Source organism: Lentzea sp. NPDC054927 (assembly GCF_053610285.1).
On the sequence record NZ_JBSGXZ010000016.1, the window covers coordinates 105,722 to 119,958 of the forward strand.

12 protein-coding genes are annotated in these 14,237 nt (G+C 68.5%); 3 read left to right on the forward strand and 9 right to left on the reverse strand.

Annotation, left to right across the window (positions count from 1 at the left end; all coding sequences use genetic code 11):
• Positions 1-242: 242 nt before the first annotated feature.
• The 3 genes from ACWGE0_RS22580 to ACWGE0_RS22590 are packed head-to-tail and all read right to left on the reverse strand — an operon-like array spanning position 243 to position 2,801.
• Positions 243-734, reverse strand: a complete 492-nt coding sequence (locus tag ACWGE0_RS22580; RefSeq protein ID WP_452262867.1) for a DUF6912 family protein — start codon at positions 732-734, stop codon at positions 243-245.
• Positions 734-2,125, reverse strand: a complete 1,392-nt coding sequence (locus ACWGE0_RS22585) for a WS/DGAT/MGAT family O-acyltransferase (RefSeq protein WP_452262868.1) — start codon at positions 2,123-2,125, stop codon at positions 734-736. Before ACWGE0_RS22585 ends, ACWGE0_RS22580 begins: the two co-directional genes overlap by 1 nt.
• Before the next feature lie 10 nt (positions 2,126-2,135).
• The gene (locus ACWGE0_RS22590) at positions 2,136-2,801 is read right to left on the reverse strand and encodes a phosphotransferase (protein WP_452262869.1); all 666 of its coding nucleotides are present in this window, start codon (positions 2,799-2,801) and stop codon (positions 2,136-2,138) included.
• A 130-nt stretch (positions 2,802-2,931) separates the two neighbouring features.
• On the opposite strand from ACWGE0_RS22590, the gene ACWGE0_RS22595 reads away from it, so the two are divergent.
• Positions 2,932-3,690, forward strand: a complete 759-nt coding sequence (locus tag ACWGE0_RS22595) for a TrmH family RNA methyltransferase (RefSeq protein ID WP_452262870.1) — start codon at positions 2,932-2,934, stop codon at positions 3,688-3,690.
• On the opposite strand, the gene ACWGE0_RS22600 is transcribed toward ACWGE0_RS22595, so the two are convergent.
• Positions 3,672-3,977 carry a hypothetical protein gene (locus tag ACWGE0_RS22600; protein ID WP_452262871.1) on the reverse strand — a complete coding sequence of 102 codons (306 nt, stop codon included), beginning with the start codon at positions 3,975-3,977 and terminating at the stop codon, positions 3,672-3,674. The genes ACWGE0_RS22595 and ACWGE0_RS22600 overlap by 19 nt on opposite strands.
• 84 nt (positions 3,978-4,061) lie before the next feature.
• The gene (locus ACWGE0_RS22605) at positions 4,062-4,472 is read right to left on the reverse strand and encodes an HAD-IA family hydrolase (protein WP_452262872.1); all 411 of its coding nucleotides are present in this window, start codon (positions 4,470-4,472) and stop codon (positions 4,062-4,064) included.
• A gap of 159 nt (positions 4,473-4,631) precedes the next feature.
• Between ACWGE0_RS22605 and ACWGE0_RS22610 the strand changes: the two genes are divergently transcribed.
• Positions 4,632-4,955, forward strand: a complete 324-nt coding sequence (locus ACWGE0_RS22610; RefSeq protein WP_452262873.1) for an Rv3235 family protein — start codon at positions 4,632-4,634, stop codon at positions 4,953-4,955.
• Between the two features lie 68 nt (positions 4,956-5,023).
• On the opposite strand, the gene secA is transcribed toward ACWGE0_RS22610, so the two are convergent.
• Together secA and hpf are read right to left on the reverse strand one after the other, a co-directional pair.
• The gene (secA, locus tag ACWGE0_RS22615) at positions 5,024-7,975 is read right to left on the reverse strand and encodes a preprotein translocase subunit SecA (RefSeq protein WP_452262874.1); all 2,952 of its coding nucleotides are present in this window, start codon (positions 7,973-7,975) and stop codon (positions 5,024-5,026) included.
• A 390-nt stretch (positions 7,976-8,365) separates the two neighbouring features.
• Positions 8,366-9,034, reverse strand: coding sequence for a ribosome hibernation-promoting factor, HPF/YfiA family (hpf, locus tag ACWGE0_RS22620; protein ID WP_452262875.1), 669 nt, complete (start codon positions 9,032-9,034; stop codon positions 8,366-8,368).
• A 1,010-nt stretch (positions 9,035-10,044) separates the two neighbouring features.
• Between hpf and ACWGE0_RS22625 the strand changes: the two genes are divergently transcribed.
• The gene (locus ACWGE0_RS22625; protein ID WP_452262876.1) at positions 10,045-10,662 is read left to right on the forward strand and encodes a ComF family protein; all 618 of its coding nucleotides are present in this window, start codon (positions 10,045-10,047) and stop codon (positions 10,660-10,662) included.
• Between the two features lie 76 nt (positions 10,663-10,738).
• Here the strand turns inward: ACWGE0_RS22625 and ACWGE0_RS22630 are convergent, their stop codons facing one another.
• Positions 10,739-12,478 carry an LpqB family beta-propeller domain-containing protein gene (locus ACWGE0_RS22630; protein WP_452262877.1) on the reverse strand — a complete coding sequence of 580 codons (1,740 nt, stop codon included), beginning with the start codon at positions 12,476-12,478 and terminating at the stop codon, positions 10,739-10,741.
• Positions 12,475-14,232, reverse strand: a complete 1,758-nt coding sequence (gene mtrB / locus ACWGE0_RS22635; protein ID WP_452262878.1) for an MtrAB system histidine kinase MtrB — start codon at positions 14,230-14,232, stop codon at positions 12,475-12,477. Before mtrB ends, ACWGE0_RS22630 begins: the two co-directional genes overlap by 4 nt.
• Positions 14,233-14,237 lie beyond the last annotated feature (5 nt).

The following is a 14,237-nucleotide window of genomic DNA, read 5'->3' on the forward strand; positions in this document are numbered from 1 at the left end:
TGTGGCTGGCGGTTCAGTTGTGGCTGGCGGTTCCTGCCCGGCAGTGGCCCACGGCGAGACCGAGGCACGCGCCGCGACATTCGGTGGACATGGGCCAGGCGCACGTCGAGTTGGTAGTGGTCAGCGGCGGTTTGATCATGGGTTGGTGGTACTTGCGGACGCCCACAGCCCACCCGGCCGGCCACCTCACCCGGCCGGCCACCCGCGCGGCGTGCGCACCAGCGGCGCTACATCGGCCTCGGCTACATCAGCTCCAGCACGAACGCGAGCTCCTGCGCCGCGTACCAGGCCAGCTCGTGGTCCTCGGCGCTGCCCAGCGCGAACTCCGCGTCGGGGTCACCCAGGTCCGCCGCGTCCACGACGTCCGCGGCCGCGCGCACGTCCTCCTCCGCCTCGGCCGTGTCGAGGTGCACGGACGCGACGTCCTTCATGGTGAACGAGCCGACGACCTTCACCACCGAGAAGTCGAGGTCGGGGCGCAGCGTCACGTCGTCCATGTCGACCGCGATCACCGCGCGACGCGGTTCGGCCTTCTCGTCGCCCGCCAGCAGGCGCAAGGAGGCGCGGGCGGCGTCCAGCATCGCCGCGTACTCCAGCTCTTCCGTGTCGCCCGCCGCGTAGGACTCGCGCAGCGCCGGCGTCAGCGCGAAGGCCGTGCCGCCGATCGGGGTCAGTTCGCCGCTGTCGACGAACGTGCGCAGCATCGACACCGTGGCCGGGATGTAGACCCTCATCAGGCGCTCGCCGTTCCCATCAATTCCTCCACCGACTCCTCGACCATGGTCGCGAGAACGTCCACATCGGACATGGCGTCGCGGTCGCCATTCAGCCCGAAGTAAACACCGCCGTCGTACGACGTCACCCCGATGGCCAGCGCCTGGTTCTTCGCGAGCGGGACAACCGGGAAGATCTCGGTCATTCTCGCCCCCGCCGCGTACAGCGGCACCTGCGGGCCGGGAACGTTCGTGACGATCACGTTGAACAACCGGCGCGAGAACGACGATGCGGCGCGCGCGCCCAGTGCGTGCAGCGTTGGCGGTGCGAAGCCGGAGACCTTGACCAGGGCGTCGGCGGCGACGGACTGGCCGGATTCCTTGTGCGCGCGCATCGCGTGGCTCACGTGGTGCAGGCGCACGACCGGGTTCGGTTCGCCGACGGGCAGGTCCACCAGGTACGCCGAGACGTTGTTGCCCGAGTCCGGGTCTGCCTCACGCACCGAGAGAGGGGCCATCGCACGGATCGTGGTGCTGCCGGTGACGTTCTCGCCGCGGCTGAGCAGCCAGTTGCGCAGGGCGCCCGAGAGAGCCGCGAGCACCACGTCGTTGACGGTGCCGCCGTGCTGCTTGCGGATGGCGCGCAGGTCGTCGAGCTGGGCGCGGGCGACGGCGAACCGGCGTTGCGGCGAGGTGATCCGGACGTTCAGCGGCGAGCCGGGTGCCGGCGTGGCGGCCGTGCGCACAGCGGACGCGAGCACGCCGAACGCGTTGAAGATCTTCTCGACCGTGTTGACGGTGTCGAGCGCGGCGCTGCGGACGTTCTCCACGAGCTCGCCGGGGCGTTGCACGATGTCGGTGACGGCGTCGGCCACGAGCTGCAGCGAGCCGGGCTCCGGCTGCGGCATCCAGAGGTTCTCGACGTTGGTGCGCGGCGTCGGCGACACGTCCAGCATGACCTGGCCGATCTCCAGCGACGCGATGCCGTCGATCATGGCCTGGTGGGTCTTGGTGATGACCGCGGTCTGGTTCTTGTCGAGGCCCTCGACCAGGTAGATCTCCCACAGCGGGCGCGAGTGGTCCAGCGGCCGCGACATCAGGCGCGCGACCAGGTCGTGCAGCTGGGTGTCGTTGCCCGGCTTGGGCAGGGCGCTGCGGCGCACGTGATAGGTGACGTCGAAGTCAGGGTCGTCGACCCAGACGGGGCGCGCGATGCGTCCCGGGACCTGCACGACCTTCTGCCGGTAGCGCGGCACGAGGCTGAGGCGTTGCTCGATAAGGTCGACGAGCTTGTCGTAGTCGAATCCCGCCTTGGGCCGTCGGAACACGGCGACGCCGCCGACGTGCATCGGCGTCGTGGAGTCCTCCAGGTACAGGAACGAGGCGTCCAGCGCTGACAGGCGGTCCGGCATGAGGCCCAGCCTAGTGGCGTTTGCCGTCCATCAACTTCTCGAGTGCGGCACGTTCGACCGGGTCGCGGTCGCGGCGCTCCAGCCGGATGCGCGCGGCCTCCGGGATCGCCTCGATCGCCTTCGGGTCCACGTTGGCCATGAACGACCTGAGGAACCGCCACCGCGTGAGCTTCTTGACCGGCGCGAGGCGGGCGACGGCGAGCGACACCCAGCTCAGCGCGACGTCGAGCCTGCGGTCGCCCTTCGTGGCGCACGCCCAGTCCAGCACCACGGGGCCTTCCGGGCCGAGCACGACGTTGCCGGGGTGCAGGTCGAGGTGCAGGAGGTCGCCCTCGCCGGAGAGGAAGTCGGGCGCGGGGATGACGTCGAGCCGGTGGTGCAGTTCGGCGAGATCCCGGCCGAGCTGACCGGCGAGCCAGGGCTTGCGGCCGATCTCCTCGGACATCCGCGGGCCGGGCACGTACTGCATGACCAGCTCGTCGACGGTGACGTCGTGCACCCTCGGGACGGGGATGCCGTGGCCGCTCAGGTACGACATCATCTCGGCCTCGCGCCGCAGGTCACGGCCGGTGCGCGTGCGTTTGACGAGCAGGCCGTCGGACCGGATGAACACGTCCGAGTCCTGGCCGCTCGCGAGATGTTGACGTTGCGCGACGCTGCGCATACCTGCCGTCATGTGACGATCATCATGCATATGATGCAAAGCACAAGGGCCGAACGGCTCTAGTCGGGCTCTTCACCCGTTTGAGACGGCTGTGCCCAACGTCCTCGATCGGGCTCGGACCGCCGTCTGGCACCCTCTTCCCGTGGAGATCTCGCCCAAGGACCGCTTCGTCACCGTCTACGGCCGCAAGCCAGTGCTGGAGGCACTGGACGACCCGGCGCTCTCGGTGGACAAGGTGGTGCTCGCCGACACGGCCCGTGGCCCGGCGGCGCGCGAGATCATCGACGCGGCCCGCTCCCGTGGCGTCGAGGTGCAGCGCGCGACCGCGCAACGCGTGAAGGTGCTGGCCGGCAACGGAAAGCAGGACCAGGGCGTGCTCGCCGACGTGGTGGCGCCCCGGATGAAGCCCCTCGCGCTGGCGCTGGAAGAGGACTCGCTGCGGTCCGTGCTCGTGCTGGACGGCATCACGACGCCCGCGAACGTCGGCATGATCCTGCGCACCGCGACCGCCGCGGGCATCGACGGCATCGTGGTGCCGCGCCGTGGCGTCGCGTCGATCGACCCGCTGGTGGTCAAGGCCTCCGCCGGGGTTGCTTTCCGAGCGCCCGTACTGCGCTGCGGCACCGCGGCGGAGGCCTCGGCATTGTTGCGAGCGTCCGGCTACCCGCTTTACGCGTTGGATTCCCACGCGTCGGACACGATCTATTCCGCGAAATTCGCCTCACGCGCTGCTTTTGTACTGGGCAGCGAAACGTCGGGAATCACCGACGACGTGCGTCCACACATCACGTCGTGGCTGTCGATTCCGATGGCGGCAGGCGTGGAATCCTTGAACGTGGCATCAGCGGCGGCCGTGCTCTGCTTCGAGCTCGTGCGCCGGGCTCAGAGCCAGCGGACGTGATAGTCGTTGATCTGAGGGCTCCCCAGCAGTGACGTGCACTCGGCGAACGACGACGCGCCCCTGACCCTGCCGACCGAGCCGAACTGCTCCCAGTAGAACCCCAGGCCGTTGGAGCAGTGCGCGACGGCCTGGAACCTGCCGGGCCCGCCCCGGTCGCAGAAGACCTCGACGCTGCGCCCGTCGCGCTGGTATTCGTCGTAGCAATCGCGCCGCCCCTGTGCCTGCGCGGGTGCTGCAATTGCCGTGGCTGCAATGGCGACTGCAACACAAGCGACAATTCTTCGCATTTTCTCCCCTAAGCATTCGACTGGTTGCTTAATTGACAGTAGTGCGCAGCCGAATACCGGGCAATTACGCCTCGGGGTGAACCCTCAATCGCGGAGCGCGATCGCTAGCAGGATTTCCAGCTCCTCGAGGGTGGACCGTGTCGACCGATGGTGGACGCCGACCATGCCCGCGGCCGCCGCGCCGCGGACGTTGACGGAGAGGTCGTCGACGAAGACGCACTCCTGCGGTTCGAGATCCAGCTCGGTGGCGGTGAGCAGGTAGATCTCCTGCTGCGGCTTCGCCAGGCCGACCTCGCCGGAGATGATCGTGGCGTCGAACAGCCCCTGCCAGCTCGACGGCGGCTGCCACCAGCCGTCCGCGTTGGACAGCAGCGCGGTCTTGAGGCCGTGCTGCCTGGCTTTGCGCAGCGCGGTGAGCAGCGGCGGTTCGGACGGGTTGTCCTCGCCGGGGTCGGTCAGGACGCCGCCGTAGTCGAGCACCAGGGCTTTCAGCACCTTTGGACGGTACCCACTTTCGGGTGCCGTGTGTCCTGATGACGCGCGCGGGTCGCCTGGTTCGGCATGCCCCCAGTTGTTCGTCGTCTGCCCGCCTACGAGCCCCCGACCGGTCTTGGCGCGGGCTTCATCCCACGGCCCCGCCCTCGGCCTCGCCCGGTGTGGGTGCCGGTGCCCGAGCCGCCGTCACCCGCGCTCGATGCCGCTCGACTGGTCGGGACGGTGCTGGAAGTGCTGGACGGGCGGCGGCCAGGGCGGGTGTTGCGGGAGCTCGCCGTTCCCGGGCTGGCTGCCCGGCTGGGGGCGCTGGTCCGGGTGCGGACGACTCGGATGGTTCAGGCGCCTCGGGTTTGTCATCCGGCACGGCTGGTGGCCGAGATCTCGGTGACCGTGCGGAGAGACGAGCGGGTGGTGGCCGTTGCCGCCAGGGCCGAGTACCACAGCGGCCGCTGGCGCTTCACGACGTTCGCAATCCTCGAATGAGCGCTCGAGAACGCAAGAAGGCCCTTTCGCACTCACCGGGAGTGCGAAAGGGCCCCACTAGCTCGCGGTCAGCGCTTCTTGCGCTGGTTCTTCGCCTCCTGGCGGGCCGCCTCGCGGCGCTCCTTGCGGGTGGCACCGCCCTGCTGGCCGGCGGCGCCGGTGGCCTCGCCGTGCTGGTCCACGCCGCCGTCCTCCGCCGGGCCGCTGTAGCTCAGGTTCTGCTGGCCGGGGCCGCCGAGGCCCTTGCCGCGCAGGGCGGGCGGAATGGCGTTGCCGCTGGACAGCTGTGCCATCGCGGGGCCGGCCGGAGCCTGGGCCTGCTGCTGCGCCTGCTGCTGGGCCGCTGCGGCGGCGCGGGCGCGGGCTCGGGCGCCACCACCGGCGCCGTTGCCCTGGACCTGCGGGAGGGCCTGCGGGGCCGCGCTGAGAGAGACCGGGATCTCGGGCTCGGCGGGGGGCTCCGGCTCGGCTGCTTCGACCTGGAGGTTGAAGAGGAAGCCGACGGTTTCCTCCCTCAGCGCGTCGAGCATCGCGTTGAACATCTCGAAGCCCTCACGCTGGTACTCGATGAGGGGGTCGCGCTGCGCCATGGCGCGCAGGCCGATGCCCTCCTTCAAGTAGTCCATTTCGTACAGGTGCTCGCGCCACTTGCGGTCGAGCACGGACAGCAGGACGCGGCGCTCCAGCTCGCGGGTAGCGCCTTCGCCGACCCGGCTGTCGATGTCGGCCTCGCGGTCGCGGTAGGCCTGCAGCGCGTCCTCGACGAGGAGCTCGCGCAGGTACTCGCGGGTGATGTCCTCATCGGACTCGAGGAGTTCCTTCGCGTCCAGCTTGACCGGGTACAGGGTCTTGAGGGCGGTCCAGAGCTTCTCGAAGTCCCAGTCCTCGGCGTAACCGTCGGCCGTGGCGCCGTTGACGTACTCCTCCACGACGCTGACGATCATGTGCTCGACCTGTTCCTTCAGGTCTTCGCCGGCGAGAACGCGGTGGCGCTCGGCGTAGATCACCGTGCGCTGGCGGTTCATCACCTCGTCGTACTTGAGGACGTTCTTGCGGATCTCGAAGTTCTGCTGCTCGACCTGGGTCTGCGCGCTGCGGATGGCGCGGGTGACCATCTTGTGCTCGATCGGCACGTCGTCCGGCACGTTCAGGCGCGTCATGACCATCTCGACCATGGACGCGTTGAAGCGGCGCATCAGCTCGTCCGACAGCGACAGGTAGAAGCGCGACTCACCGGGGTCGCCCTGACGGCCGGTGCGGCCGCGGAGCTGGTTGTCGATGCGGCGCGACTCGTGGCGCTCGGTGCCGAGCACGTAGAGACCGCCGGCCTCGCGGACCTCGTCGGCCTCCGCCTTGCCCTGGGTCGTCAGTTCCTCGACGACCTTGGCCCACTCGGCCTCGTACTCCTCCGGCGTCTCCACCGGGTCGAGGCCGCGGTCGCGCAGCTCGTGGTCGGCGATGATGTCCGGGTTGCCGCCCAGCACGATGTCCGTACCGCGACCGGCCATGTTCGTGGCTACCGTGACGGCGCCCTTGCGGCCGGCCTTCGCGATGATCAGCGCCTCGCGGTCGTGGTGCTTCGCGTTCAGCACCTCGTGCGGGATGCCCTTGCGCACCAGCAGCTTCGACAGGTACTCGGAGCGCTCGACGCTCGTCGTGCCGATCAGGATCGGCTGGCCCTTGGCGTGCCTCTCGACGATGTCCTCGGCGACGGCCTCGAACTTCGCCTCCTCGCTCTTGTAGACGAGGTCGGGCTGGTCGGTGCGCTGCGGCGGGCGGTTCGTCGGGATCGGGACGACGCCCAGCTTGTAGGTCTGGTGGAACTCGGCCGCCTCGGTCTCGGCGGTACCGGTCATGCCGCCCAGCTTCTCGTACAGCCGGAAGTAGTTCTGCAGCGTGATCGTGGCGAGAGTCTGGTTCTCCGCCTTGATCTCGACGTTCTCCTTGGCCTCGATGGCCTGGTGCATGCCCTCGTTGTAACGGCGACCGGAGAGCACACGACCGGTGAACTCGTCGACGATCATGACTTCACCGTTGCGGAGGATGTAGTCCTTGTCGCGGTTGTAGAGCTCCTTCGCCTTGAGGGCGTTGTTCAGGTAGCCCACCAACGGCGTGTTCGCGGCCTCGTACAGGTTGTCGATGCCGAGCTGGTCCTCGATGAACTCCACACCGAGCTCGGTGACGGCGACCGTGCGCTTCTTCTCGTCGTACTGGTAGTGGTACGACTTCGACTTCTCCTCGATGACCTCGATGCGGTCCTTCTGGGAGAGCTGGGTGACGTCGATGCCGCGCATGCGCGGGGCGAGCCGGGCGAACTCCGTGTACCAGCGAGCGGACTGCTCAGCCGGGCCGGAGATGATCAGCGGGGTGCGGGCCTCGTCGATGAGGATCGAGTCGACCTCGTCGACGATCGCGAAGTAGTGGCCGCGCTGCACGCACTCGTCCAGGCTCCACGCCATGTTGTCGCGCAGGTAGTCGAAGCCGAACTCGTTGTTCGTGCCGTAGGTGATGTCCGAGTTGTACGCCACGCGACGCTGGTCGGGCGTCATCTCCGAGAGGATCGCGCCGACGGTCATGCCCAGGAAGCGGTGGACGCGGCCCATCCAGTCCGCGTCGCGCTTGGCCAGGTAGTCGTTCGTGGTGATGACGTGGACGCCCTTGCCGGCGATCGCGTTGAGGTAGACGGGCATGACCGAGGTCAGCGTCTTGCCCTCACCGGTGCGCATTTCCGAGATCTGGCCGAGGTGCAGCGCCGCGCCACCCATGAGCTGGACGTCGTACGGGCGCTGGCCCAGCGTGCGCTTCGCGGCCTCACGAGCGACGGCGAACGTCTCCGGCAGCAGTTCGTCCAGCGACTCGCCCTCGGCGTAGCGCTTCCTGAACTCGTCGGTCTTGCCGCGCAACTCGGCGTCGGAGAGGTCGACCACCTCGTCTTCCAGGTGGTTGATGTGCTGTGCGATGTTGCGGAGGCGCTTGAGCATCTTGCCCTCGCCGGAGCGGAGCAGTCGGGACAGCACCATCTGGATAGACCTCATCACCTGTATCGCGGCGCGCCCACGTCGGACGCCTTTCCCCTGCCCATCGTAGGCAAGTCGCCAAGGTGTGTGCACAGACACAGGCGGATTGGGACACCCGACCTGGTATGTGCAGGTCAGGTGCCCTTCTGCGATCTTCCGCAGGTCGCCTGTCGCCGTGCCCCCAAGCTCGGCTACTGGTGTGGAGAACGCATGAGGCCCGCGTAAAGGTTCCTGGCTCGGCCGATTTCACCTTCACGGTGAACGCGCGGCGGACGGATGACTCCGGACGGCGGTCGCGCGAGCCGGTTCTGACCTGGCCGGACGCACGCCGCCGCCCCGCACACGAGGGGTGCGGGGCGGCGGCGGTCGAAGGTGGGTGTGTGTGGAACCGGATCAGGCCAGCCTGATCACGCCGTAGTCGAATCCCTTCCGGCGATAGACGACGCTCGGGCGCCCGCATTCGGTGTCGGCGAACAGGTAGAAGTCGTGTCCGACCAGTTCCATCTCGTAGAGGGCCTGGTCGACGGTCATCGGTTTGGCGGCGTGCTCCTTTTCGCGTACGACGCGTCCGGGCAACTTGTCATCGAGGCCGTCGTCCCAACGCTGCGCGGGCACTTCCGCCATGCCCTCGTAGTCGGCCTCGGGTGCGTCGAGCACCGCGGTCTTCGCGCGGCGTGACGTCATGCTCTCGCCTGCGGAGGGGATGTCTCCCAGTCCGCTTGTCGCTTCCGCCACCGAGATCGGGGCCCGTGCCCCGTGGTGGACGCGCCTGCGGTCGTGCGACCGGCGCAGGCGGTTCTCGAGCTTTGCGACCGCAGCATCGAGCGCGGCGTAGAAGTCACCCGCGCAGGCTTCGGAACGGACCACTGGTCCACGTCCCTTGCCGGTGATTTCGACTCGCTGGCAGTTCTTCGACTGCCGGCGGTTCGGCTCGTGGAAAAGTTCCACGTCGAAGCGGATGACCTTGCGGTCGTAGCGCTCAAGCCGGGCCAGCTTTTCGGCGACGTGCACCCTGTAGTGATCGGGCACCTCGACGTTGCGGCCCTTAACGACGATGTCCATACACGACCTCCCTCGCTTTGCTGCGAGCTATGGCTGGACTGCATTCAGAACGCCGTGGCGATCATGGATCGCAGATGTGTCGCAGAGGGTCGTCTCCCTCAGCTCTCACGGCGCCAGGATCATGGGCTGTTCGCCTCCTCCCCGCGGGCCGGGAACGCTGATAGCGGTGCACGTTAGCTTGGGATTCACCGTCGCGTAAGCCCCCTTGCCGGGGGAACGACGAGTTTTTTTGGTGACTACGCAGCGCGACGACAGCGCGTTGCCAATCACTTCCCGAGCGTGCTCCGAACCAAACCAGCCCGCACCTCGCTCACCCGAACGGCGCAGCCCCAGACCGGCACTCGACGGCAGTCTCGCTGCGTCGAACGGGTCCAGTCGCGGCCTCATACCCAGCCAACGGGCGACCCCCGCGTCATGTTCCCGAAACCTGGAAGAGATCGATTCCGAACCACCAAGTGAGACCCGATCGCACTTCTTGCAACTGAACTGATCGGTGCCGAAGCCCGATCACGACCCAGTCACGCCCGGCTGAACGGCGGATTTCGCCCAATGCCGGACAAGAGCGTTGATCACGCCCGAGGCGGTCATACCCGGTATTCCCAGGAATAATCGCTGGTCAGATCAGCATGTGAATAATCGTTAACCAGTACCGGCAGCCGCGGGCACTGGTCTGGTCCGCGACGGGCGTGTCGCCGCGACTCGGCGCGGGTGTGTCGGGGCGCCCGAAGTGCGGACGCCTCAGTTCTGAAACGTCCCGTCAACAGACGTTGGGACAAACGGGTCGAAACGAGTTACAAGATCTTGGTCTTTGGTCACAGAACTCGTCCCCAGCAGGGGTTATCGGTCCGATTCGGACCCCGTGGTGATCGACAACGCCACCGGAACTTCACCCTTGTGGGCGGTGCCGAAAGTCCCCGTCGGCCCTCCGATCGCGGGTTTCCGGGCCCCGATCGCGGGTTTCCGGGCCCCGGCCACGATTTTCTGTCAGACCCCGTCGCCATCCTGATCCCATGACAGCCATCGACCTGCTCCTGCCACCGTCCTGCGCCGGCTGCGGCCTGCACGGCACCGCCTGCTGCGCCACGTGCCTCGACGACTTCGGGCCGCCACTACGACTCCAGGTGCCCGGTGTGGGGCCTCCTGTGTGGACGCTGGCGGCCTATCACGGTGCCGCACGGGAACTCGTGCTCGGCTTCAAAGAACGCGGCGCACGGGCGCTCGTGGCGTGGTTCGGCGCCCTGGTCGCCGCCGCACTGATCACGGTGGGGCCAGGCCCGTGGACGCTCATCCCGGCACCGTCACGGCGAAGCGCCGCCCGCAGCCGCGGCGGCGACCACATGCTGCGGATCGCCCGTGCCGTCGAGATCGCGACCGTGGCGCCGGTGCTCCGGCTAGGGGCCGGGGTGGTCGACTCGGTGGGGTTGAGCGCCACGGCCCGCCGACAGAACCTCGCGGGGCGGGTCGAGGTCCACGGCAGACCGCCGCCGGGCACCACGGTGCTGCTCGACGACGTGGTCACCACCGGGGCCACGGCGGCGGCTTGTGTGCGGGCGTTGCGCGCGGCCGGGGTGCGCACTCACGCGGTGCTCGTGCTGACGTCGGCTCGACCGCACCAGCCGGGGCAGTGACCGGCACGCTCGGCCGGGGCCACGCAGGCACCGCGTGGGCCGGGCGAGGTCCACGGCAGACCACCGCCGGGCAAGGTCAGCCTGGGTAGAAGACCAGCGCGCCTGGCGAGACCCGGATCCCGCTCGCCTTCCACACGTCGGTGATGTCCGAAGCGGACCACAGCCCGGAGGGGTCGATCACCTGCACCTGGCGGGCAGCGGCCGCCGCCACCGAGCTCACCGGCACGGTCAGGTTCGACTGGCTGTAGCGGTCCAGCTTGTAGCCGTCCGTGTAGACCTTCGTGACCGGTAGCGAGGGCAGGGAGGAGGAGACCACCAGCACGTCCTGCGAGAGCCAGTCGATGGACTGGACGGAGGCGCCGAGCGTCGAGGGCTGGAGTTGGCGGGGTGAGCGCAGCGCCACGTCCTGGTTGTTGCGCACCACGGACGCGACGTAGAGCTTGCCGGCGATGACCAGGGCGGCGCGGGTGCCGTCGCGGGACAGGCGCAGCTCGCTGATCGAGCCGAAGGGGGCGATATCGGTGATGTTGACGCCCTTGGCGGACCAGCTGCCGTTGTCGGAGCGGGTCACGCGGGTCACGTAGGCGTTGTCCACGACCGTCCACACCTCGCTGCCCGGCTCCTTGGGGCTGGTGGAGAGTTGCCAGGTCGGTCTGCTGAGCGTGGTGGCGCGCAGGTCCACCACTTCGGGCAGGTCCTGTTCCAGCTCGCCCACTCGCAGGCGCATGCCGCCGCCGGAGCGGGAGACCACGGCCAGGCGTGAGCCGTCCAGGGACTGTGCCGCGGAGACCGCGCCGTACGTGCCGGTGCCGGCGGGGCCCTTGATCGGGTTGCCGTCGGTGAGCGAGCGGATCGACCCGTCCACCACGAGCATGCCCTGGAGGTTCGCGTTCAGTGCCAGCAACGCTTCGCCCGCGGTCGCCGACACGTCGGACGGCCGGTAGTCGCGCTGGTCCGGCAGGATCTGCTGGCCGTCCACGAGCACGCGCACTCGCGAGGACGTGATGCCGGAGTACGACTTCACCACCTGAGCCACGATCTGTTTGCGCTTTTCCGGCGTGAGGTCTTTGCCCACCTTGGTGAGGTTGACCTCCAACGCGCCGTCGTCGGATTCCTTCGTCTCGGAGAACGAGTCGGTTTCCGGGCCGAGCGAGCTCACCAGCGTGTCGCGGACGGCGTCACCGGGGCCCTTGATCATCAGCTCGGTGACGCGGGTCGGGATGCTGGTGGCCGGCGGGATCACGACGTAGCGCGGATCCGGCACCAGCACGGTGAATTCGGGGTTGTAGAAGTAGAGCGTGACGCGGCGGTAGTTGCTGTTGAACAGGCTCAGCGGGATGAAGACGCCGGGCGGCGGCTCGGTGATGCGCCACTGGTTCTCGCTGTTGCGCTCCAGCTTCACCTGGCGCGTGAAGTCGCCGAGCTGCGGCGTGAACGCGTTGTCGTTGCCCAGGCGGCCGACGTACTTGCCCTGCAGCATCACGGTCTGCGTCTTGTCCTGCGGCGCCTGCGAGGTCGGCACGGTCGCGAAGGACGTCTCGATGATCGTGGGGTTCTTGGTGTCCCACTTCTTGCCTGCGTCCGGCGTCAGGTACGCGCGGGCGGCCGCGTAGTCGCTGTCGGGGTTCGAGGTCGCGTCGATGAAGTCGCGCACGAGCGTGAACGGGTCGATGTTCTGCCGCGGTTCCGGTGCGCTGAAGGTGTTGCTGGACTTGCTGTCCTTCGGCCCGATCGGCTTCGGCTGCGTGTTCGTCGGGATCGCCGCGCACCCCGTCAGGGTCACGAGGACGAGCGCCAGCAACGCCAGCCGTTTCACCGCACTTCCTCCGAAACCTCAGACTTCTCGGCAGGCGGCCCGTCCACCGGCTCCGCGGGCTGCCAGGTGATCTCCGCCTCGGTCAGCTCGATCTCCCCCGGCTCCTCCGCCACGAGTGGTTCTTCCACCACCACAACGGGTTCCAGCTCGATCGCGGGCGCCAGCGGCAACGGGCTCTCGCGCAACTCCTCGCCGTGCGTGCGCGGCAACGTCAACCGGAACACGGCGCCGTGGCCGGGCTCGCCCCACGCCTCCAGCCAGCCGCCGTGCAGTCGCGCGTCCTCCAGCGAGATGGACAGGCCGAGGCCCGTGCCGCCGGTGCGGCGGTTGCGCGAGGGGTCGGCCCGCCAGAAGCGGCTGAACACCAGCTCGGCCTCGCCCTTGCGCAGCCCGACACCGTGGTCCCGCACGGTGATCGCGACGGCGTCGGCGTTGCCGCGCATGGTCAGCTCGACCGGCTGGCCCTCGCCGTGGTCGATGGCGTTCGCGAGCAGGTTGCGCAGAATCCGTTCCACGCGGCGGGAATCGAGCTCCGCGGTCAGCTCGGAGTCCGGCAGGTCCAGCACCACGGGCGAGTTCGCGCTCGTCGAGATCGCGCGCACCGAGTCGTGCGCACGGCGCGCCAGCACGCGGAGGTCGACCTGGTCCGCGGTCAGCTCCTCGACACCGGCGTCCAGCCGCGAGATCTCCAGCAGGTCGCCCAGCAGCGACTCGAACCGGTCGAGCTCGTCGACCAGCAGCTCGGTGGAGCGGGCGAGCCCGGCGGGGAACTGCTCACGTGAGGCGTGCAGAACGTCCGCGGCCATGCGCACCGTCGTGAGAGGTGTGCGCAGCTCGTGCGAGACGTCGGAGGTGAACCGACGTTGCAGCTGACCGAATTCCTCCAGCTGCTTGAACTGGGCCTGGATCGACTCGGCCATCTCGTTGAACGACTCGGCCAGGCGCGCCACGTCGTCCTCACCGACGACGTGCATGCGTTCGTGCAACGTGCCGTCCGCGAACCGTTCCGCGACCTCGGCCGCCTGCCGCACGGGCCGCACCACCTGGCGCGTCACGAGGTTCGCGATCATCGCGAGCAGGACCAGCAGCACGATGCCGCCGACCACCAGAGTGGACTGCACGACCTCCGCAGTGCGCTGCTCCGCGGTCAGCGGGAAGATCAGGTAGAGCTGCATCGAACGAGCGGACGTGCTCATCGGCAGGCCCACGACGAACAACGTGGTGGGCGTGCTGCCGCGCTGCACCGTGTAGATCTGGGTGCCCTCGTCGCCGTTCTCGACCATCTCGCGCAGGCCGCGCGGAACGTCCTCCAGCGGCCCCACGGACGGCACCCGCCCGGCGCCGCCACTGGACCCCAGCCCGTCGGCCAGCACCGGTTCGAACGCACCGGCGCCCGCCGTCGTGGCGTCCGTTCCGACACCACCGACAGCGAGTTTGTTGATGGCGCTGGTGAACCTCGTCTGCACGCTGTCCGGGCCGGGGTTGAGACCGACCAGATCGGACTGGATGAGGTTGCGCGAAGCGATCGCCTGGCGCACCGCGGCCTCGTCCTTGGTGTTCAGCAGCTGGTTGGTGATCTGCATCTGCAGCACCATGCCCAGCACGAACACCACGGCGGACGACAACGCGAGCGTGGACACCACGACGCGCAACTGCAGCGAACGCCGCCACAGATCACCAAACGCCGCCCACCGCCTGCGCGCCTCCTCGACGAGGAACTGCGCTTTGGCGATCACCGGCCGAACGAACTTCATATGCC